The organism is Janthinobacterium sp. GW458P, assembly GCF_002127585.1.
Classification (GTDB): domain Bacteria; phylum Pseudomonadota; class Gammaproteobacteria; order Burkholderiales; family Burkholderiaceae_D; genus Janthinobacterium.
In genome coordinates, this window is the sequence record NZ_NEGZ01000027.1 from 1 (window position 1) to 21,039 (window position 21,039).

At 65.3% G+C, this 21,039-nt stretch carries 14 protein-coding genes; 5 read left to right on the forward strand and 9 right to left on the reverse strand.

The genetic code is table 11. From position 1 onward, the window contains the following. The 3 genes from CBW50_RS29390 to CBW50_RS15920 form a co-directional block, all read left to right on the forward strand. A partial coding sequence (locus CBW50_RS29390) for a YDG domain-containing protein (RefSeq protein WP_253251948.1) occupies window positions 1-782 on the forward strand: 782 nt, incomplete at its 5' end. Window positions 783-805: 23 nt separating this feature from the next. Next, on the forward strand, window positions 806-2,461 hold the full coding sequence (locus CBW50_RS15915; protein WP_086146466.1) for a ShlB/FhaC/HecB family hemolysin secretion/activation protein: 1,656 nt from the start codon (window positions 806-808) through the stop codon (window positions 2,459-2,461). Between the two features lie 391 nt (window positions 2,462-2,852). After that, window positions 2,853-5,123, forward strand: a complete 2,271-nt coding sequence (locus CBW50_RS15920) for an outer membrane beta-barrel family protein (protein WP_086146467.1) — start codon at window positions 2,853-2,855, stop codon at window positions 5,121-5,123. Here CBW50_RS15920 and CBW50_RS15925 read toward each other — a convergent pair. Then, the gene (locus CBW50_RS15925; protein WP_086146468.1) at window positions 5,120-6,163 is read right to left on the reverse strand and encodes an SMI1/KNR4 family protein; all 1,044 of its coding nucleotides are present in this window, start codon (window positions 6,161-6,163) and stop codon (window positions 5,120-5,122) included. The genes CBW50_RS15920 and CBW50_RS15925 overlap by 4 nt on opposite strands. Continuing rightward, window positions 6,163-7,137, reverse strand: coding sequence for a thymidylate synthase (locus CBW50_RS15930; protein ID WP_086146469.1), 975 nt, complete (start codon window positions 7,135-7,137; stop codon window positions 6,163-6,165). Before CBW50_RS15930 ends, CBW50_RS15925 begins: the two co-directional genes overlap by 1 nt. A 156-nt stretch (window positions 7,138-7,293) precedes the next feature. Here CBW50_RS15930 and CBW50_RS15935 point away from each other — a divergent pair, with 156 nt between their 5' ends. Together CBW50_RS15935 and CBW50_RS15940 are read left to right on the forward strand one after the other, a co-directional pair. Continuing rightward, window positions 7,294-10,083 carry an EAL domain-containing protein gene (locus CBW50_RS15935; protein WP_226935944.1) on the forward strand — a complete coding sequence of 930 codons (2,790 nt, stop codon included), beginning with the start codon at window positions 7,294-7,296 and terminating at the stop codon, window positions 10,081-10,083. Between the two features lie 159 nt (window positions 10,084-10,242). After that, window positions 10,243-11,694, forward strand: a complete 1,452-nt coding sequence (locus CBW50_RS15940; RefSeq protein ID WP_086146470.1) for an OmpP1/FadL family transporter — start codon at window positions 10,243-10,245, stop codon at window positions 11,692-11,694. A 129-nt stretch (window positions 11,695-11,823) separates the two neighbouring features. Here the strand turns inward: CBW50_RS15940 and CBW50_RS15945 are convergent, their stop codons facing one another. Genes CBW50_RS15945 through CBW50_RS15975 form a run of 7 tightly spaced genes read right to left on the reverse strand, consistent with a single transcriptional unit; the run spans window position 11,824 to window position 21,037 of the window. Further along, window positions 11,824-12,915 carry a low specificity L-threonine aldolase gene (locus tag CBW50_RS15945; protein WP_086146543.1) on the reverse strand — a complete coding sequence of 364 codons (1,092 nt, stop codon included), beginning with the start codon at window positions 12,913-12,915 and terminating at the stop codon, window positions 11,824-11,826. Between the two features lie 27 nt (window positions 12,916-12,942). After that, on the reverse strand, window positions 12,943-13,617 hold the full coding sequence (gene leuE / locus CBW50_RS15950) for a leucine efflux protein LeuE (protein WP_086146471.1): 675 nt from the start codon (window positions 13,615-13,617) through the stop codon (window positions 12,943-12,945). Between the two features lie 2 nt (window positions 13,618-13,619). Continuing rightward, window positions 13,620-15,488, reverse strand: a complete 1,869-nt coding sequence (locus CBW50_RS15955) for an ABC transporter transmembrane domain-containing protein (protein WP_086146472.1) — start codon at window positions 15,486-15,488, stop codon at window positions 13,620-13,622. A gap of 50 nt (window positions 15,489-15,538) precedes the next feature. Beyond that, the gene (locus CBW50_RS15960) at window positions 15,539-16,615 is read right to left on the reverse strand and encodes a lipocalin-like domain-containing protein (protein WP_086146473.1); all 1,077 of its coding nucleotides are present in this window, start codon (window positions 16,613-16,615) and stop codon (window positions 15,539-15,541) included. Then, on the reverse strand, window positions 16,615-19,209 hold the full coding sequence (locus CBW50_RS15965; protein ID WP_086146474.1) for an FtsX-like permease family protein: 2,595 nt from the start codon (window positions 19,207-19,209) through the stop codon (window positions 16,615-16,617). The genes CBW50_RS15960 and CBW50_RS15965 overlap by 1 nt, the downstream gene beginning before the upstream one ends. After that, the gene (locus CBW50_RS15970; protein ID WP_086146475.1) at window positions 19,197-19,625 is read right to left on the reverse strand and encodes a DUF4124 domain-containing protein; all 429 of its coding nucleotides are present in this window, start codon (window positions 19,623-19,625) and stop codon (window positions 19,197-19,199) included. Before CBW50_RS15970 ends, CBW50_RS15965 begins: the two co-directional genes overlap by 13 nt. Beyond that, the gene (locus CBW50_RS15975; RefSeq protein ID WP_226935946.1) at window positions 19,622-21,037 is read right to left on the reverse strand and encodes an FAD-binding oxidoreductase; all 1,416 of its coding nucleotides are present in this window, start codon (window positions 21,035-21,037) and stop codon (window positions 19,622-19,624) included. The genes CBW50_RS15970 and CBW50_RS15975 overlap by 4 nt, the downstream gene beginning before the upstream one ends. Window positions 21,038-21,039 lie beyond the last annotated feature (2 nt).

Here is a 21,039-nt window from a genome sequence, read left to right on the forward strand (position 1 = left end):
AAACCGTGACGCTGGGCGCATTGAGCGGCGCATTCAGTGACAAGAATGCCGGCAACGGCAAGACCGTGGCCGTGAGCGGCGGCCAGCTGGGCGACGGCACAGGCCTGGCGGCGAACTACAGCGTGAATGCGCCCGCCAGCGTGACGGCGGCCATCACGCCGAAGCCTGTTAGCGTGAGCGGTCTCGCCGTTGCCGATAAAACGGCTGATGGCACGACGGCGGCGACGATTTCAACGCCAGGAACGCTTGCAGGGCTCGTCGCCAACGATATCATTAACCTCGATGCCACGTCGGCCACGGCGAAATTCGCACAGTCAGCCCCCGGTATTGCCATTCCGGTCAGCGTCACTGGTCTCACGTTGATCGGTGCCGATGCCGGCAACTACGTCATGCCTGCGTCAAGCTCAAGCACAGGCAGCATATTGACGGCACCGGCCCGGGAAAACTCATCTGCTACTGCCGCAGCGGCGACGATCACGCCGCAGGCGGTAGGTATTGCGTCGTCGTTTGTCGCGCCCGCGGTAGGCGGGCTGGCTTATGTCGCCGTGGCTGAAAGCGTGACCGCGCCGCAGTCAGGCACAGCGCAGACTGCTATGGGCGGGGAGGCCGGTGCCAATGCAGCACCGGCCAGCACCCCGCAGCGTCGCCAATCGTCGAGCCAAGGTGCAGGTGCCAACCGTGATGTCAAGTATCTCGATGTGATGGTCGTATCTGGCGGCATCCGCATGCCTGCCAGCGCAAGCAGCGATACCGACAACTCCCCGGCGCCGAACAGTCTTTGACACACCCTGATCATGAGTACGCCATGAAGCATTCATCCACTCTTTTGCCGATGACGCTGTTCGTCACGACCTGCATGCCCGCGCTTGCCCAGCAAGTGCCTGACGCGGGCACACTGCTGCAGGAAAATGCGCGTACGCTGCCGCAGCCGACCAGCCGCGCGGCACCCACGCTGCGCGTGCTGCCTGCGCCTCAACCGGCGCAACAGGTTTCCGGTGGCATGCAAATAACGCTGCAGCGCGTGACGATAAACGGCAACACACAGATCCCGAGTACGGAGCTGCTCGCCGGCCTTGGCCCTGTCACTGGCAAGACATATGACTTCGCCGGCCTGTCCGCGCTCGCCACCCACATTACCTCCCGTTACCAGCAGGCCGGCTATCCATTCGCGCGAGCTTACCTGCCACAACAGGACCTGTCCGCTGGCGAACTGCGCATCGAGATCCTCGAAGGTCGCTATGGTCTTGTGCAGGCGACAGGTGATGGAGCATTGACGTCAGGGGCGCAAGGCTTCCTGTCGGCACTGCCGAAGGGCACCTTGATCGAGGCGCATATGCTGGAGCGCACGACCCTGCTATTGAACGATCAGCCAGGCATTGTCACGGCGCCGCTGATGCGCCCTGGAAAGGAGGTCGGCACCGGCGACTTGATCGTCGATGTGCAAAGGGACCATCGCTATAAGGGGGAAGCGGGGCTAGACAATTTTGGTACGCGGGCGACTGGCCGCATGCGTCTCCACGCGAGCCTGGATGCCGACAGTCCGTTCATGCTCGGTGATCAGCTTTCCCTGCAGGCGCTATATACGGATGCCCAAATGTGGTTCGGATCGGTGGCGTATGCGGCACCGCTCGGCTACAGCGGCTTGCGCGGACGCGCCAGTTACACGCATTCGTACTACGAACTTGCCGGCAGCTTCGCGGCCCTCGGTGCCCGCGGCACGGCGGACGTGGCGAGCGTCGGGATGAGCTATCCCATCATCCGCTCGCAGTCGCGCAATCTGATTGTCTCGGCAAGCGTCGACCGCAAGTCGCTGCAGGACCGCCAAGGGGCGACGTCGTCGTCCAGTGACAAGCGAAGTACAGTCGTGCCGGTCAGTGTCTCGTTTGACGTGCGCGACCAATTCATTTACGCCGGCATCACCTACGGCGTCGTCTCGTGGGTGCATGGGCGCCTCGGACTGGATAAGGCAAGCGAGGCCATGGACAGTGCAAGCGCCCGCACGGCCGGCGGTTTCTCCAAGCTGAACATCGATCTGGCGCGTCTTCAGTCCCTCAATAGCAAGATTGACCTCTATGGTCGCCTCTCGGTGCAGCGCGCGGGGAACAACCTCGACCCGTCTGAGAAGCTGGGCATTGGTGGCGTGAACGGTGTGCGCGCGTATCCGAACGGTGAAGCGTACGGTGACAGCGGCTGGCTGGCACAGGCCGAGGTACGCTACACAAGCGGGGCGGCGGTGCCGTTCGTCTTCTACGATATGGGGCGAATTGACATCAGCAAGGACGCCTGGGCGAGCACGAGCAACCGGCGCACGCTGGCCGGCACTGGCGTCGGCGTTCGGTACGCAGGCGCCGCATGGACTGGAGGCGTGACGCTGGCCTGGCGTACCCGCGGAGGGGCGTCGCAGACAGAATCGTCGACCCATACTCCGACCTTGCTGGCGAGCCTGGCGTACCGTTTTTGAGGCCGGCGAACACTTGACGCTACTTCGCCATGTTCGAGAAACGGCTCGTTGCGCGGCCGGCGAAGCGGCAGCAATGCGATTGGATTCGCGCCATGTCCGGGCAGCGGACCGGCTTGCCCCCATCTGCGCCAGGCCCCCAAATACGTGCGCGACGCGGGTGCCGGCCATGGCAACACGGTGCTTGCGACACTTACGGGCTGCGGAGATATCCCGGGCAGCGCAAGCTGCATGGCATGAGGCTGGAATGCCACAAGCGCCGGAGATTTGTAAATTGAAGTAAATAACAATGGTTCGCATTTGCTTTGCTCCTTGCAATCGTGGCATGCTTGGCATGTGCTCTCACGCTGCGGCGTAGTGCCTCATCCGTAGCGTCTCGATTATCTTTAGCCAAATGCATAAACTTTTTTTCCATTGCCTGGCGGGCGGCAGCCTGCTCGTCTCCGGCGCCGCTGTCCAGGCGCAAACCATTACCGGTGATACCGTCGTCAAGCCGCCTGCCAAGGCGCCCGCCGTGGACGCGCCGCCGTCCGTCAGCGTGACGGCCGAACGTCCCACGGGCCGCATCGACCGGCAAGTCTACGACGTCAAGTCCGATGTCGGCAGCAGCAACGGCACGGCAGCCGACGCCTTGAACAATGTGCCATCCGTTGCCGTCGATCCAGACGGTTCCGTGTCCCTGCGCGGCAGCAGCAATGTGCAGATATTGATCGATGGCAAGCCCTCGGCCATGCTGCAGGGCGATGCGCGCGGCGCCACCCTGAACGCCATGGCGGCCGACGATATCGAATCGGTGGAAGTGATCAACAATCCCGGCGCCCAGTTCGGCAACGAGGCGGGCGGCGGGCCTATCCTGAACCTGGTGATGCGGCGCAACCGCAAGCCGGGCGGCTTTGCCACCGTGAATGCGAATGCGGGCATTGCCGGGCGCTACAACAGCTCCGTCTCCGGCTCGTACAATGAAGGGCCGTGGGGCTACCAGGGCGGCATCAATGTGCGCCACGACGGGCGCAATTCCGTGGGCGAGGTCAGCCGTGAGCGCCTGGAACGCGGCACCGGTGCTTTCGCCCCCAGCAGCCAGCATTCCACCAGCAACGGCTTGAACGACTCGCTGGGTTTGCACGGCACCGTCAATTACAACCTGAACGCCAATGACACCCTGGCCGCCAGCGTCTCGTATAACGGGCGCAGCAACGACCAGCGCTCGCTCGACCGCTATATCAACGGTGACAGCACGGGCAGCACCATAGCCGACTATGTGCGCAGCACCGTGCGCAATGGCGACAGCCGCAACTACAGCTGGGGCGCGCGCTACGACCACAAGGGAGAATTGCCGGGCGAAACCCTCAAGATCGACCTGCGCGTGTCGTCCTCGACCAACGAGAGCGACAGCGATTACGCCAATACCTACGCGGTCGCGCCCGTGAACGCCTACGACAGCCGCGCGCGCCAGCACAGCGAGACGGGCAACCGCATCGTCGACTTCAGCGGCGACTACGAGCGCCCGCTGGCGGGCGGCACGGCCAAGCTCGGCTACAAGGTGGCCGACAACCAGAGCAGTTTCGACACCCTGTACGCGGACATCAAGCCGGGCGGCCTGCTTGAAACCGTCAACCGCATGCGCAGCAACCGTTTCGAGATGGATGAGCGCACCGTGGCCCTGTACGGCTCCTACCAGATGCGCCTGAGCGAGCGCTGGGGCGCGCTGGCCGGCGTGCGCGCCGAATACACGGACTTGACCGTGCGCCAGATCACCAGCGGCGTCGAGGCCGGCAACAATTACGTCAACTACATTCCCAGCCTGTTCGCCACGTACAAGGTCAGCGACGAGAGCAATCTGCGCTTCAGCTATGCGCACCGCATCCGCCGCCCGAACGCGGGCGATTTGAACCCGTATGTGGTTTACCGCGACGAATTTAATGTGTCGGCCGGCAATCCGAAGCTGAAACCCACGCAGACGGATTCGTTCGAGGTCGGCTATGAAACGAAGATCGCCGGCCTGGAAAGCAGCTTGCGCGCCTACCACCGCCGCGACACGGACGCTATCGTCGATTACCGCTACTTTATCAGCGATAACGTGCTGCTGACGACGCGCGAAAACGGCGAGGGCAGCCATTCGAGCGGCCTGGAGTTCAGCGTCAGCGGCAAGCTCACGCCTTCGCTGACCCTGAACACGAGCGGCAACCTGGCGCGCAGCCAGCAGACCAGTTCCGACGACCTGGGCAACCGCAGCACGCGCACGGCCAACGCCCTGAGCGGCCGCGCGCGCCTCAATTACCAGATCGATCCGGCCAACCAGCTGCAACTGGCCTTGCAAATGCAAGGCAAGATGCTGTCGGGACAGGGCTACCGTTCGCCGAACAATACCCTGAACCTCAGTCTACGCCACACGGTGACGCCGCAATTGAGCCTGGTCATGAATGTGACCGATGTGTTCAGCAGCAACAAGATGGAAACCGTCATCAACAGCGCTTCCCTGCGCGAGACGAGCACGCGGCGCTTCGATGGACGCATGATTTATGTGGGGCTGTCGTACCGCCTGGGCGGCGCCGCGTCGGCGGCGAAAGAGGGCGAGCGCGAACCGCGCTTCGGTCCGCCGGGCGGGCGGGGGCCAGGCGGCACGGGCGGTCCCGGCCCGGGAGGACCGGCAGGCGACGCGGGCTAGGCCGCCAGCGCGATCTCGTGCAGGAAGCCGATGAAATCGTCCGTATGGAGCTCGAAGCGCCATCCGCCCGTGCCATGTTCGGCGCGGTACACGGGCAAGTCGCCGTCGATGCTTCTTTCTTCCAGGTGCACGCAGTACGGATCGCCGCCCGCATCGGCAATGACCACCAGCTTCGGCGGCCAGGCCGCGATTGTGCGCAGGCTCACGGCATGGACGGAGTAGCCGTGCTGGGCCTTCACCAGCTCGGCCGCGCCGTACAGGTGCAGGCCCCGGGGGAAGCGTTTGCCGTCGACATGTACGCGCAGCGGCGAATACCATTCCAGGAAGCGGCGGTAGATCTCCGGCAAGACCCATTGCGCGTCGATCCCGGCCATGTCCTTGGCGCTGGCGACCGTCAGCCAGTTCGACGGTTGCGCCAGGTCCTGTTCGCGCTGGCGCCGCAGCGCCAGGTTGCGCTCCAGGAAGGCGGCTGCTATTTCCAGGCGCGACAGCGGCTGGGTCAGCGTCTCATGCGTGGCGGGCGCCTTGTAGCCTGCACCGTCAGGATAGCCGTCCGCTTGCCAGGCCAGCACGGCGCTTAGTCGCAGCTGTTCCGCCTTCCAGTGGCCGGGATCGGACGGCAAGCCCTGGTCAAACGGCTGGCGGCTGAACACGGCCAGGCTCTTGATCGCCCTGGCGCGCACGTCCAGGCGCGTGGCGCCGGACGCCGCCAGCGCCACCAGCGGCGCATACGCTTCCACGCCGATACTTTTCAGCAAGCCGTCGACGGCCCGGTAGGCCAGTTCCGGCTGCCCCAGTGCCCATGCAAAAAATGCCGCATGCTGGCTGCCTTCCACCAGATGCACGATATCGCTCATCAGGAAGGCGCGCCAGTGCAGCAGCTGGCCTTCCCTTGCGTAGGCGATCAGGATGTCGAGCACGGCTTGCCGCTCGTCGGCAGCATGCTTTTTCAGCAGCCGGTCTTTCAGTTTGGAAAACTTGACGCCGTCCGTTTCGTCAAACAGCTTGCGGTGCAGCGCGGCCAGCGGCGAGACCGCCATCAGACGGCCATCGCGGCCTTGATGGGCGCGTGGTGTTCATAGCCTTCCAGCGAGAAATCCGACGGTTCGATCTTTTCCAGCCATTCCGGCTCGTACTTGCCCGTCTTGGCGTAGTCGGGCACGCGTTCGGAAATGACGAAACGCGGCGCCGGGAACGGCGTGCGCTTGAGTTGCTCTTCCACCATGTCGAGGTGGTTTTCATAGATGTGCGCGTCGCCGATGAAATACGTGAACCAGCGCGGCGTGTAGCCGGTCAGGCGCGCCACCAGATGCAGCAGGGCGGCGCCTTCGGCGATATTGAACGGCGTGCCCAGGCCGATATCGTTGCTGCGCACATATAAGCACAGTGAAATTTCGCGCGTGCTGGCGTTCGGGATGAACTGGTACAGCAAGTGACAGGCGGGCAGGGCGACGGCGTCCAGCACGGCCGGATTCCAGCCGTGGAACAGGATGCGCCGGCTGCCCGGGTTCGTCATGATGGTGTCCAGGCATTCTCGCAACTGGTCGACGGCCTTGTACAGCAAGACTTTTTGCACGCCGTCTTCGACGATGGGGGCGACCAGTGTGTAACCGTTGGCTTGTGCGTCGGCAATTTGCGCCGGCTTGGCCGCGTCCAGCAATTTATATGCGGGCCATAGTCGCCACTGCACGCCGTACACGGGACCGAGGTCGTCCTCGCCCTCGCGGTAGGGGTTGGCCAGCCATTGCGCATTTTCATTGGCGTTCTGATCCCACACCTTGCAGCCCAGCGCGCGGAATTCGGCCGCATTGCGCGAGGCGCGCAGGAAGGCGCACAATTCGCCGATCACGGATTTGAAAGCCAGTTTCTTGGTCGTCACGGCAGGGAAATTGCCGTTAGCCAAGTCGAAACGCATCATGGCGCCCGGCACGCTCAGGGTGCGGATGCCCGTGCGGTTGTCCTGCCAGCTGCCCGTTTCGAGCACGGTCTTGATCAAATCTTGATATTGCTGCATGTATTTCTCCAACGGTAAGGATGGTGATTGTAACGCAGGCGCGACAGGCGGGATGCGGGATACGCACATAATTACACGCTCATATCCCCTGTAAACATGACTCTGTGGTAATTTGTGTGTCCCTAAAGAAATATAGAAACGGCAGATGCTGGCACCATGTTTTTGCGACAATTTGTAAATAATAATAACGCCGCCGTGGTGGAAATGAGCAGGGCCGACTTTCTCAAGGCTAACTTGCGCCTGATCCTCGCCTGGCCCATGCTGTGCCTGGCCCTGTGCGCCGTGCTGTGGACGGCCACCCTGCTGCAGCTGGAGGCGGAAAAAAAGGTGGCGCAGCAGCAGGCGCTCGACAGCGTGGCCTCGCAGTCGAAAGCCTACAGCCAGTATCTGCTGCGCACCCTGGAGCAGATGGACCAGCTGACCCTGCAGCTCAAGTATGAATGGGAAAACTCGCGCGGCCACCTGCGCCTGGATCAACTGAAGACGCAGGGCATGTATGCCTTGCCGCAATTTGCCATCGTTGCCATCCTCGACCGCAAGGGCCACCCCGTGACGGCTACGGCGCCTCTGACGCGGCTGCGCACGAACGAGCGCAGCGATTTCCTCTTGCGCCACTGGCGCAGCAATTCCAGCGCCTTGCGCATCGCCCTGGGACGGGCGAACGCGCTCCCGTCCGCCGCCGGCCCCGCCGACACCCTCGTGCACTTCACGCGCCGGCTGGAAGACGAGGATGGCAATTTTGACGGCGTGCTGCTCATTTCCATCCATTCCAGCTATTTCTCCGAGTTCTATGACAGCGTCAATTTCGGCAAGCTGGGCATGTCCGCCATGGTGGGCGAAGAGGGCGAGCTGTTCAGCATGCGCCTGGGCTCGCGCGTGCTGCCCGTGCATGGGGCGCATGGCGGCGCGCCCTTCCTCGATACGAGCTTCCTGGAAACGGACGGCGGCGCCATGGAGTCGGGCGGCCGCTTCGCTTTTTCCGACAAGCAAAACCGCTACGTGGGCTGGCAGGCGCTGAAAGCCTATCCATTCACGGCCGTCGTGGGCCTGGCCGACAGCGAAATGCTGCACCCCTACGAGGAAACGCGCACCATCTACACGGGCATCGCCCTGGCCGTGACCCTGCTGCTGCTGGCCTTTACCGTCGTCGCCACCGTGCTGTCGCTGCGCCTGGCCTGGCGCCACCACCAGTCCGAAGGCGTGCGCAACGCCTACCGCATGGCTACCGAGGGCACGAGCGACGGCTTTTACATCATTGCCGCCCTGCGCGACGGCGACGGCGCCATTGCCGACTTCGAGATCGTCGACTGCAACGAGCCGGGCGCCGGCTATTTCGGCGTGCGCCGCGAGCAGCTGCTGGGCATGCGCCTGCAGTCGCGCGCGCACGAACCGTATTTCCGCGACCTGATGCACAATTACCGGGCCGCCATGCAGTCGGGCTTTTCCGAGGAAGAGATTGAATTGCCGGATGGCAACCCATTCAAGCTGCGCTGGATACGCCGCCGGCTCGTGCGCAGCGGCGACCGCCTGGCCGTCACCCTGCAGGATATCAGCACGGCCAAGGAGCACGAGCGCGACCTGCGCCGCCTGGCCAACGAAGACGGCTTGACGGGCTTGCCCAACCGCTACTGGCTGCAGCAATTCCTGCCCGGGGCGCTGGCGCGCGCCGCCATCACGGGCCACATGCTGGCGCTGCTGTTCATCGACCTCGACGGCTTCAAGGATATCAACGACACGCAGGGGCACGCCGAGGGCGACAAGGTGCTGCGCGCCGCCTCCTTGCGCCTGAAGGCCGTGCTGCGGCCGGGCGACCACGTGGTGCGCCTGGGCGGCGACGAATTCGTCGTCGTGCTCGACCCGGTGGAGGACGACAGCCGCGCCGAGCAGGTGGCCCAGCGCATCGCCATCGCCTTCGACGAGCCGTTCTACCTGGGCAGCGAACGCCACAAGATGGGCGCCTCCATCGGCATCAGCCTGTATCCGCGCGACGGTGCCGAGACGGACGTGCTGCTGAAGAACGCCGATATCGCCATGTATGCCGTGAAAGTGGCGGGCAAGGGCCACCATCGCTTCTTCCAGCCCGAATTGTTCGAAACCATACGCAACCGCCGCGAACTGGAGCAAAGCCTGGTGGCGGCGCTGGAGCAGGACCAGTTCCTCGTCGTCTACCAGCCGAGGGTCGACGCCCTGAGCGGGCAGTTGTGCAGCATGGAGGCGCTGGTGCGCTGGCGCCATCCGCTGCACGGCATGGTGCCGCCGCTGGAATTCATTCCCGTGGCCGAGAGCAGCGGCCTCATTTCGCAGCTGGGCGAGGTGGTCATCGAAAAAGTGTGCCTGCAGATGGCGCACTGGCAGGCGGCAGGACAGGAGCTGGTGCCCGTGTCCATCAACGTCTCGGCGCGCCAGTTCGGCCGCGGCGACGTGCACCAGGTGCTGGCGTCCGCGCTGGCGCGCCACCGCATCGACGCGCGCATGATCGAGGTGGAGATCACGGAATCGGCCATGATGGATGAGCAGAACCGCGCCGTGGAGCAGCTGTCGGCCATCCGCGCGCTGGGCGTGCGCCTGCTGGTCGACGATTTCGGCACCGGCTATTCCTCGCTGTCGCAGCTGCAGAAGTTTGCCATGGACGGCCTGAAGATCGACCGCGCCTTCACCATGGAACTGGGCCGCTCGGAGCAGGGCGAGGTCTTCGTGCGCGCCATCCTGTCGATGGCGCATGCGCTGGGCATGAGCGTGGTGGCCGAAGGGGTGGAAACGCGCGAACAGCTCGATATCCTGCGCGGCCTGCAGTGCAATGAAGTGCAGGGCTATTTCATCTCGCGCCCCGTGCCGGCCGAGCAGATGCTGGCGCTGATGCGCAAGCGGTTTTTGATCCCGCTGCCGGCGCCGGTATTGCCGCCGTACAGCGTCGTGCAAGGTGAGGAAAACAACACTGTTTCGTAAAAAGAGCGATCGTTCGCTTTTTTTTCGAAAATATTATATGCTTCGCACATGCCGTCAGTGGATTGGAGTTCACGGCGGCAAGAACAGTGCAGGACGGGTGAGGTTGAGCCGCCCGGGACAATGTGACGAAGACCATCCATATAATAAAGAGAGACTAACTTGAAACATAAATATCTGCCCCTCCTCATCGCCGTCGCATGCGCCGGCATCGCTTCCACCGCCCAGGCATCGGGCTACCGTTTCGGCTCGCAAAGCGTGTCCGCCCAGGGCACGGCTGACGCCAGCGGCGCCGAAGCGGCCGACGCTTCCACCATTTTCTACAACCCGGCCGGCCTGTCGCGCCTGGAAGGCACGCAGTTCGTCGGCGGCGGCACCCTGGTGGTGCCGCATTCGACCTATACGGATTCGGGTTCGAAGTCCTTCTTCGCCCCCGTCCCTGACAATCACAAGCCGTTCAGCGCCACCAAGGACTATGCGCCGGACGCCGTATTCGCGCCTGCCCTGTACGCCAGCAAGAAAATCAACGATCAATGGACGGTCGGCGCGGGCCTGTTCGTGCCGTATGGCGCCAAGCTCGACTACGGCAATGACTGGTATGGCCGCTATGCGATCACCAATATCAAGCTCGAAGCCATCGCCCTGAATCCTTCCGTGTCGTTCAAGCTGGACCAGCATCACTCGTTCGGTTTCGGCGTGACGGCTGAATACATGAAGGCGGAACTGGGCCAGGGCGTGGACGTGCCTGGTTCGGTCGCTTTCCTGGGCAAATTTGCGCCGACCGCATCGCAGGCCTTCCTGGCCAATATCGCCAAGACCCAGGGCCTGGCAGCCGCACAAGCTGCCGGTGCCGCGCTGCAGGGCCCGATCAATGATGGTCACGCATCGATGGATGGCCATGACTGGGGCTTCGGCTTCAATTTGGGCTACCTGTACCAGCTGAACGAAGGCACGCGTTTCGGCATCGCCTACCGTTCGTCGATCTCGCACAAGCTCAAGGGCAGCACCATCTGGGATTTCTCGCAAGTGACGAGCAACCCGGCCGTGAACGCCTTCATCGCCAAGGCATCGAACAAGGTCAATTCCGAGGCGCTGGTGGAACTGCGCACGCCGGAAACCCTGTCGGTCAACGCCTTCCACCAGATGGATGACAAGTGGGCCCTGATGGGCGACGTCACCTGGACCCGTACTTCGCGCCTGCAGAACCTGGACATCCAGTTCCCGCCGACGGCCGAAGGCGCCGAGCGCATCCGCCAGAACTGGAAAGACACCTATCGCGTCTCGCTGGGCACCAACTACAAGTACAGCGACAGCCTGATGCTGCGCGCCGGTATCGCCCACGACCAGGCGCCAGTGCGCAGCGCGGAACTGCGCCACCCGGCCTTGCCGGACAGCGACCGCATGCAGTATTCGATCGGCGCGAACTGGAAGCTGAACGCCAATTCCTCGATCGACCTGGCCTACAGCTATATCGACTTCAAGGATGCTGACGTCAACTACACAAACGACTGCTCGCCTGTCAAGACTGGCTGCACCGGCAACGGTGAAACCACCAAGGGCCTGTTCAAGACCCGCATGCAGTTGATCGGTCTCGCTTATAACTACAAGTTCTAAGCAGGTAGTGGCGGCCGACCCGGCGGCCATGAATGAAAAAAGCGCCTCCGGGCGCTTTTTTTTGGTCACGATGGTGGCGGTGTCGGCTTGCGCGCCGTGCGCCAACCCGACCTGCGCGGGCCTGCGCGATTATGCGCTGGCGCGCATGGCCTGGTCCAGCAGGCGCAAGGCATGCCGCACGCTGTCGTCCGGCAGTTCCAGCAGGTTGTCTCCCACATACCATTCCACCACGCTGTGCCCGGGGAGTGCCGCGTGGCTGGCGCGGCCGAACAGCCAGATGCCGTGGTCTTCGGCCGCCTGGTTGCGGATGGCGATGGCCCGCTCGCGCGGCACGGGCAGGTGCAGGTGCAGCATGTTGGCCTGCGGCTGGGCGGGATTGACGGCGATGGCCGGAAAGTCGCGCAGCAGCGCGTACAGCCATTGCGTGCGCGCGAAATAGCGGGGCATGGCGGCCAGGCGCGCATCGAACTGCATGGCGGCGGCCACCACGTAGGGCGTGCGGTGGACGATGTTGCCGCCCTGGCGGCGGAACCATTCGCGCGCCCGCTCGACAAACGGGCGGCTGCCGGCCAGCATGGCGCCGCCGAGGCCGCCGATGCCTTTGTACAGCGACACGTAGACGGAGTCAAAGCCGTCGCAGATGGCGGACAGGGGCTGCTTGAAACCGGCCTGCGCTTCCCACAGGCGCGCGCCATCCATATGCAGATGGATATTGCGCTCGCGGCAGTGCCGCTTGATGTCGCTCAACTCCTCCCACGACGGACACTGGCCGCCGATTTCACGCATCGGCAGCTCGACCTGCGCGGCGCCCAGCGCATCGGGCACGGCGCGCAGGTCGTCTACCGTCCACGGACGGTGCGGGTCGCCCAGCATCAGGCCCTTGAAGTGGTCGAGCAATTCATGGTTGCCCCGCTCGTGGCGCAGGATGTGCGACGTCGGGTGCAGCGCCACCAGGGAAGACCCCCGGTCCTGGCAGGCCAGGCGCAGGGCCGTCACCTGCGCCATGGTGCCCGTGATGCAGAACACGGCCGCCTCGAAGCCGAGCAGGCCGGCGATCTTGTCCTCGAACTGTTCGATCAGCGCGCCTTCGCCGTAGGTGTCGTGCGCGATGCCGTTCGTCTCGCACCAGGCGGCCATGGCGGCGAAGGTGGCGCTTGGGGCGGGCTGGCGGTGGCCCGGCAGGACGGTGTGGCAACGCTGTCGCAGTTCAATCTCGGTCAAGGCGGTCACGGCGCATCTCCGGTACAGTTACAGTGTGGCCGTGGCCAGTTTCGCGCCAAAGCCGATGAACATGGCGCCCACGCCGCCGCCCATGCCTGCCGACAGGCGGCGACGGCGGCGGAAGGTCTCGGCCAGGCGGGCGCCGACAAAGATGATGGCCGTCAGATAGGTAAAACTGATCACCTGGCAGATCAGGCCCAGCCCGATGAAGGACAGCACGGGGTTCGGGAAGGCCGGATCGACGAACTGGATGAAAAACGAGATGAAGAACAGGATGGCCTTCGGATTCATCAGGCTGATGATCAGGGCCTTGCGGAACGGCTCGCTTTCCTTGACGGGGGCAGCCGCGGCCGCCGCCTCGCCTTCGGCGGGAGCGGGCGCGCGCAGCTTGCGCCAGCAGCCTATCAGCATCTGCAGGCCGATCCAGCCCAGGTAGGCCGCGCCGATGTATTTCACGACATAGAACAGGGCCGGGCTGGCTTTCAGCAGCGAGGCCACGCCGCAGGCCGACAGCACCATCAGTATCAGGTCGCCGGCGAAGATGCCGAAGGCGCCCTGGTAGGCGGGCCGCACGCCGCGCTGGGCGGCGACCGACAGCACGTACATGGAATTGGGGCCGGGCAGGATGACGATGAAGATGGTCCCCAGTAAAAAGGTCCAGAAATCGGTGATGCCCAGGTTGGCGTGGAAAAGTGCGTTCATGATTATTCCGCTGGATTGAGCTGTACGTGATGGAATTGCAGTGCGGCAAGATTGGCATAGATGCCCCCGAGCGCGACCAGCGACGCATGCGTGCCCGTTTCGACGATCCTGCCGTCTTCCATGACGACGATGCGGTCGGCCCGCTGCACGGTGGCCAGGCGGTGCGCGATGATGACGGTGGTGCGGCCCAGCATGGCCGCTTCCAGCGCCTTTTGCACCAGGCGTTCCGATTCCGCGTCCAGCGCGCTGGTCGCTTCGTCGAGCAGCAGCAGCGGCGGGTTTTTCAGCAGGGCGCGGGCGATGGCGATGCGCTGGCGCTGGCCGCCGGACAGGCGCACGCCCCGTTCGCCGAGGAAGGATTTGTAGCCGTTCGGCAGGCGCTCGATGAATTCGTGGGCGGCCGCCATTTTTGCGGCCGCGATGACTTCCTCGTCGCTGGCGCCGGCGCGGCCGTAGCGGATGTTTTCCATGGCATCGGCCGAGAAGATTACCGTATCCTGCGGCACGATGCCGATGGCATCGCGCAGGGTGTGCAGGTCGAGCTGCTTGATGTCGACGCCGTCGAGGCGGATGCTGCCGCTTTGCGGGTCATAAAAACGCAAAAACAGCTGGAAGAGGGTGGTCTTGCCGGCGCCGGAAGGGCCGACGACGGCCACCGTTTCGCCGGCGCGGATGTCGAGGCTGACGTGGTCGAGCGCGTGGGTGTCGGGGCGCGACGGATACGAAAACATGACGTCGGTCAATGTCAAGGCGGCGCCATTCGCGGCGCGCGCGGGCAGCGGCAGGGGCGTGGCCGGCGACTCGATTTCCGATTTGACGGCCATCAATTCCAGCAGGCGCTCGGTGGCGCCGGCGGCGCGCTGCGCTTCGCCCATGACTTCGGACAACGCACCGATGGCGCCGGCCACGATGGAGGCGTACAGGATGAACTGGCCCAGGTCGCCGCCCGTCATCGCGCCTTCCAGCACGGCGCGCGCGCCCAGCCACAGGACGAAGACGATGGTGCCGAAGACCAGCAAAATCGCGATCACGGTGAGCAGGGCGCGCGCGCGGATGCGGCGCATGGCCGTCATGAAAGCGCCTTCGACCGAGTCGCCAAAGCGCTTCGATTCGATCTTCTCGTGCGTAAACGCCTGCACGGTGGGCATGGCGTTGAGGATTTCGCCGGCCATGGCCGAGGCGTCGGCGATGCGGTCCTGCGAATCGCGCGACAGCTTGCGCACCTTGCGGCCAAAGACGATGATGGGCACGACGACGAGGATCAACAGGCCGATGATGATGCCGGCCAGCTTGGCGCTGGTGACGAAGAGCATCACCAGGCCGCCGAGGAACAGCAGCACGTTGCGCAGCGCCATGGAGATGCTGGTGCCGACGACGGCCTGTATCAGGGTCGTGTCGGTGGTGATGCGCGACAGGACTTCGCCCGTCTGCGTGGTTTCAAAGAATTGGGGGCTTTGCGTGACGACGTGGCGGTACACGGCGCTGCGGATGTCGGCCGTGACCCGTTCGCCCAGCCACGACACGGTATAAAAGCGCGCCGCCGTGGCCAAGGCCAGGATGGACGCCACGCCGAACAGGGCGAGGAACACCAGGTCGACATGCTGGATGCTTTTCGAGCCGGCCGCGCCGCCGAAACCGAGGTCGATCATCTGCTTGAAGGCGGCGGGGATGGCCAGGGTGGAGGCGGCGGCCACCACCAGCGCGATACCGGCCAGGAAGAACTGCTTGCGGTACGGCGTCAGAAAGGGCAGCAAGCCCTTGAAGGCCGCCAGGCTGCCTTTTTTCAGTTCACGGCTGGCGCCGGTGTCGGGGGAAGGGGCTGCGCTTGTCGCTGTGCTGCTGGTATTGCCTGTATCTGTACTGGTTGTCATTGGTTTTCGCTTGGTAGGTACTGTATCCGGTCTTACATGTTCACAATTGCTTATAACTTCATCGGCTGCACGTAGCCCGTCATTTCCAGGTAGGCGCGCCCCACGGGCTGGCCGTCGCGCGCCACCGTCACGGCGCCCTCCCAGTAGACGGCGCCCGTCGAGCGGCGCGAATCGAGTTCCTGGTCTGCCTGCAAGGGCTTGATCTGCCAGCGCATGGCGCCGGTGCGGATCTCGGTGGCGACCGGGTATTCGGCCTGCGTGCGCGGCGAGCGCCACAGCTGCGTGGGCGTGAAATCGACATCGCCGGGCGCGTACTGCGTCATCTTGCCGGACGCATCGCGCCATGTCGCGTGCGCCCATAGTTTAGCACCTGTCTTGCTGCGGATCTGGAAGGCCATCAGGGCGCCGCCGTCGTCGAGGTTGGCGCCTATCCAGTTCCAGCCGCTGGCATCCGCATCAAGCACCTGGCTCGACCACTCGTGATCGAGCCAGGTGGCGCCCGTCACGGCTTCTGCCTTGCCGCCCGCGCGGGCGATCGTGCCCGTGGTACGCAGCTGCGGCTCGCTGTAGTAGTAGCTCGATTGCGCGGGCCGGGCGCCCTTGCGCGAGTAGCCGCCAACGCCTTGCAGCAGCACGGCCTGCGTGGGCGCGAGGGTCAGCTGCAGTGAAAAATCGCGCGCGGCCAGGCTGACCCGGTAGCTGCCGTCCTTTTGCCGCTGCATGCGCCAGCCGTCGAGTTTCACGTCCGTGTCGCCCACCCTGGCGTAGGCCAGGCCGAAACCTTCGCGCGCGCTTTTCTCGTCGTGCAGCAGCTTGCCCACTTTCGGGTCGGACAGGGCGGCATGGCCGATGATCAGCTGTTTCGGCGCGAAGGCGCTGGGATTCATCGCATCGGCAGCGGTGGCGCTGCGAAAGAAGGTCACCTGGTAGCCCAGCTGCTCGCCGCCGGCGGTCTTGACCCAGCCCGTGGCGTACCACCACTCCGTCTTGTAGGCAGGGTGGGCGCCGAAATCGTGCGGCATGCGCAGGGTCTGGCCGGCCGCCAGCGGCGTGACGGGGGCGAAGGCGGGCGGCGCGGCGACGGCGGCGGCGCTGCAGAACAACAATAAACAAGTCAAACGGCGCATTACCAGTCCTCCCTGACGGCGCGGATGGGGCCAGCGGACAGCGCCTGGCGCCCCGCGATGAGGGCAGTGAGGGCGGCGGCCGCCAGCAGGGCCGCGGCCACGGTGGCGATCAACGGCCAGGGCAGGTGCAGCTGCATGGTCCAGTGGAACGATTGCGGATTGACGATGAACACCAGCACAAAGCTGATCAACAGGCCCAGGACAAAACCGGTGGCGATGCCCAGCGCCGTCAGCGCGCCCCCTTCCAGCGCCAGGATGGCTAAAATCTGCCCGCGCGTCACGCCCACATGGCGCAGCATGCCGAATTCTCGGGCGCGCGCCAGCGTTTGCGCCGAGAACGTGGCGGCCACGCCGAACAGACCGATGACGATGGCGATGGCTTCAAGCAGATAGGTGACGGCGAAGCTTCGGTCGAAGATCTGCAGGCTCAGGGCGCGGATGGCCGACGGGTTCGACACTTCCAGGCTGGCGCCGAAGGGCAGCGCTTTCAGGCGCTGCTGCAGCTGCTCGCCCGTGGCATCCTTGGCCAGCCACAGGGCCGCGTCGCTCACGTCCATGTCGCCCGTCAGCGCGCGGTAGTCGTCCAGCGGCATCTGGATGGCGCCGGAGGAGCGCGCATAGTCGCGCCAGACGCCGGCGATGAAGAACGTGTGCAGGCCGCCCGCCAGCGGCAATGCGATGCGCTCGCCCGGCCGGTGGCGGTACAGGTCGGCCGCCGCTTCGGACAGCCACACGGGCCTCTGGCCAGCCGGCACGGGCAGGGTGTCGCCCACCAGCACCATGCTCTTGCCCGGGTCCCGCAGATTGATGGGGCGTGCCAGCAGGATCACGTTCGGGCGCTCGGCGGCCAGGGACAGGCTGCGCACGCGCTGGAAATCCACCCTGGCCAGGCCGGGCAGGGCGCGGATGGCATCCTGTTCGCGCGGATTCAGGGCCGCCGTGCTGCTGGCCGAGGTGCGCGCATACACGTCGGCCGGCAAAATCTGCAGCAGCCAGTCGTCGACGGAGACGCGGAAACTCGACACCATGATGGCCATGGCCACCATCAGGCTAAAGCTTGACAGCACGCCGCCCAGCGCGATGCCGGCCTGGCCCGAGGCGTTCGCCAGGCGCGCCAGGGTCAGGCTGCGCACGGGCGCGTGCTGGCTCGCTTGCGTGCGCAGCCAGGCGGCTTGCAGGGCGCGGAAGACGACGGCCGCCAGCTGCGGCATCAGGGCGATGGCCCCGATCAGCAGCAGCGCGATGGACAGGTAGCCGAACAGGGGCAGCTCGAACACGGGCGGCAGCAGGGTCAATGCGCCGGCCAGCAGCAGGCAAGCCAGTGCGGGCCAGGTTTTCGCCAGGCGCGTCGTCACCACTTCCTCGCTGCCTGATTTCAGGGCGATGGCGGGGGCGGCGCGGGCCGCTTCCAGCGCGGGCGCAGCGCAGCCCAGCAAGGCCACGCCCAGGCCCAGGGCAAAGTAGACGAAGGCGGCGACGGGCGTGAACTGCACCTGCGGCTGCACGCCCGCGAAATAGCCGGCGCCCAGGTCGCCGCCGAAAAAGCGCAGGGCCACGGCGGCCATGGCATAGCCTGCCGCGATGCCCAGGCCAGCGCCGACGACGCCCAGGCTGGCGCCCTCGAGCAGCACCTGGCCTAGCAAGGTTCCCCGCTCCATGCCCAGCACGCGCAGCAGCGCGAACTGGCTGCGGCGACGGATGACGGACAGCGCCTGCGTGGAAAAGACCAGAAAGGCGCCCGTAAACAGGGCGACGAGGGCCAGCACCGTCAGGTTGACCCGGTAGGCGCGGCTGAGGTTATTGTTGCGGCTATTCTGCTTGTCGTCGTTGGGCTGGCCCACCTGGAAGCGTCCCGGGTACCGCGCTTCCAGTTCCTTCGCCAATGCGGCCTGGAAGGCGTCGCGGTTGACGCCCTGGCGCAGTTTCAAGTCGATGCGCGACAGCTTGCCCAGCTTGTTGAAGCGCCACTGCGCCGCGCCGATATCCATCACGGCGATGCGCTGGCCGGCGCGCGCGCGCTGCAGCGAACCGGCCACGCGCAGGGAGACGCTGCCCGCCCCCGCTTGCAGGGACAGATTGTCGCCCTGCGCCAGATTGAGCCAGCGCAAGGCGGCCGGCGACAGGAAGATGGCGTCGTCGGACAGGGTGTCGAAGGGCTGGCCCTCGGCCGGCGCGCCGATCAGGTCGGGCGAGATGAAGCCGGCGCGGAAGACGTCGAGCGCCAGGATGTGCAGCGGGGCGCCATCGTTGCTGCTTTTGCCGGTCACGCCCGCCTGCAGTTCCAGCACGGGCGAGGCCACGGCCACGCCGTCGCGCTGCGCCAGCCACGGATAGACGGCTTCGTCGAACAGCGCTTCGCGCCCTGCCACCTGCACGTCGGCCTGGCCGGACAGGCTTTTCACGGCCGTGGAAAATTCATTGAAGGCGGCCGCGTTGATCAAATGGATGGCAAAGCCCAGCGACACGCCGACGGCGATGGCCAGGATGGCGACGACGGCGCGCACGGGATGCGCGCGCCATTCGCCCAGCAGCAGCCAGCGCGACAGCAGGCCTTGCGACGTCCGCTTTGCCTCTGGCACGCTCAATTCAGGCATTCGACGGCCAGGCGCTCGCCGGCGCGCCGCGCCTTCAGCTGCGCCGCATTGCGGGTTTTATCACCGGCGCCGACGGCGTCCTGCGCCGCCCATTTCTGCTCAAGGCGCAGCTGGGCGCAGTGCTTGTCATATATTTCCTTCTGCCTGGCGGCCCGCTCGCGCGCCTGGTCTTCCAGCTGCTCGCGCTGCCTGCGCGCCGATTCCAGCTGGCTGGCCACCCGCTCCTGGCGCGTGGCCGCGCCCTTGTCGACGGCGGCCGGTGGCGGCGGCACTTCGATGATCTGCAGCTGCCCGTCCGTGCACGGCGTTTCGCTGTAGCTGGTCTGGCCGTCCTTCACGCATTTGTAGACGCCCTGCGCGCTGGCGGAGCCGGCCAGCAAGGCCATGGCGCAGAGCAGGATGGACGGCGCTTTCACAGGATTTTCCCCGGATTCATGATGTTTTGCGGGTCCAGCGCCTGCTTCACGGCGCGCATCAGCCGCAGTTCCAGCGGCGACTTGTAGTGGGCGAGATCGGCCTTTTTCAGGGCGCCGATGCCGTGTTCTGCCGAAATCGAGCCGCCAAAGCTGTCCACCCGGTCATGCACGATGCGGTTGATGGCGTCCTGGTTGGACAGGAATACCGTGTCCGTCATGCCGGCTGGCGGCGCCACGTTGTAATGCAGGTTGCCGTCGCCCAGGTGGCCGAAGCACACGAGCTGGCAGCCGGGGAAGGCTGACTCAAGGGCCGCATCCGCGACGGCGATGAAGTCGGCGATGCGGGAAATCGGCAGCGAGATATCGTGCTTGATGTTCTTGCCCGCCTGCGCCTGCGCCAGCGGAATATGTTCGCGCAGCTGCCACAGGCCTTCGGACTGCGCCACGGAGCTGGCGACGACGGCGTCGGCGATCAACTCTTCTTCCAGGGCCGCGCCGATGCTCGCTTCCAGCAGTTCCACGGCGTGCGCCTCGGACTGGCTGCTGGACAGCTCGAGCAGCACATACTGGCCGTGCTGCTGCGCGAAAGGGCGCGGCAGCTGGGGGAACTGCTCGGCTACCAGTTGCAAACAATACTGCGACATCAGTTCAAATCCCGTCAGGCTGGCGCCGCAATGGTCTTGCATCAGGCTTAACAAGCGCAGGGCGTGGGCGGGCGAGTCCATGGCGGCCAGCGCCGTGATGCAGGCCTTCGGCTGCGGATACAGTTTCATGACCGCGCCGGTAATGACCCCCAGGGTGCCTTCAGCGCCGATGTAGAGGTCGCGCAAGTCGTAGCCGGTATTGTCCTTGCGCAAACCGCGCAAGCCGCTCCAGATCTCGCCCTGCGGCGTGACCACTTCCAGGCCCAGGCACAGCTCGCGCGTATTGCCGTAGCGCAAGACGGCCGTGCCGCCCGCGTTGGTGGCCAGGTTGCCCCCGATGGTGCAGCTGCCTTCGGCCGCCAGCGACAAGGGGAACAAACAGCCGGCGGCGGCCGCCGCTTCCTGGATGGTTTGCAGGATGCAGCCGGCGTCGACCGTGATGGTGCGGTTGACGGGGTCGAGCGCGCGGATGGCGTTCAGGCGCGCCAGCGACAGCACGACGGCCGTGCCGGCCGCGTCGGGAATGCTGCCCAGCACCAGGCCCGTATTGCCGCCCTGCGGCACGACGGGAATCTTCCATTGCGCGCAGGCGCGCAGCACGCCGGCCACTTCGTCCACGCTGGCGGGACGCAGCACGGCCAGCGCCTTGCCCGTAAACCGGTCGCGCCAGTCGGTGAGGAAGGGTGCCATGTCGGCATGCTCGGTGAGGACGTAGCTGCCGCCCAGCAGGGCGCGGCAGGCGGCGAGGAAGTCGGCTTGGTCATGCATGG

Bases quoted from the DNA above. Each gene is read 5' to 3' on its own strand.
- CBW50_RS15915 (WP_086146466.1), top strand. From the start codon at position 806: ATGAAGCATTCATCCACTCTTTTGCCGATGACGCTGTTCGTCACGACC.
- CBW50_RS15965 (WP_086146474.1), bottom strand. From the start codon at position 19,209: ATGCCTGAATTGAGCGTGCCAGAGGCAAAGCGGACGTCGCAAGGCCTG.
- CBW50_RS15920 (WP_086146467.1), top strand. From the start codon at position 2,853: ATGCATAAACTTTTTTTCCATTGCCTGGCGGGCGGCAGCCTGCTCGTC.
- CBW50_RS15935 (WP_226935944.1), top strand. From the start codon at position 7,294: ATGTTTTTGCGACAATTTGTAAATAATAATAACGCCGCCGTGGTGGAA.
- CBW50_RS15960 (WP_086146473.1), bottom strand. From the start codon at position 16,615: ATGCGCCGTTTGACTTGTTTATTGTTGTTCTGCAGCGCCGCCGCCGTC.
- CBW50_RS15925 (WP_086146468.1), bottom strand. From the start codon at position 6,163: ATGGCGGTCTCGCCGCTGGCCGCGCTGCACCGCAAGCTGTTTGACGAA.
- leuE (WP_086146471.1), bottom strand. From the start codon at position 13,617: ATGAACGCACTTTTCCACGCCAACCTGGGCATCACCGATTTCTGGACC.
- CBW50_RS15930 (WP_086146469.1), bottom strand. From the start codon at position 7,137: ATGCAGCAATATCAAGATTTGATCAAGACCGTGCTCGAAACGGGCAGC.
- CBW50_RS15955 (WP_086146472.1), bottom strand. From the start codon at position 15,488: ATGACAACCAGTACAGATACAGGCAATACCAGCAGCACAGCGACAAGC.
- CBW50_RS15975 (WP_226935946.1), bottom strand. From the start codon at position 21,037: ATGCATGACCAAGCCGACTTCCTCGCCGCCTGCCGCGCCCTGCTGGGC.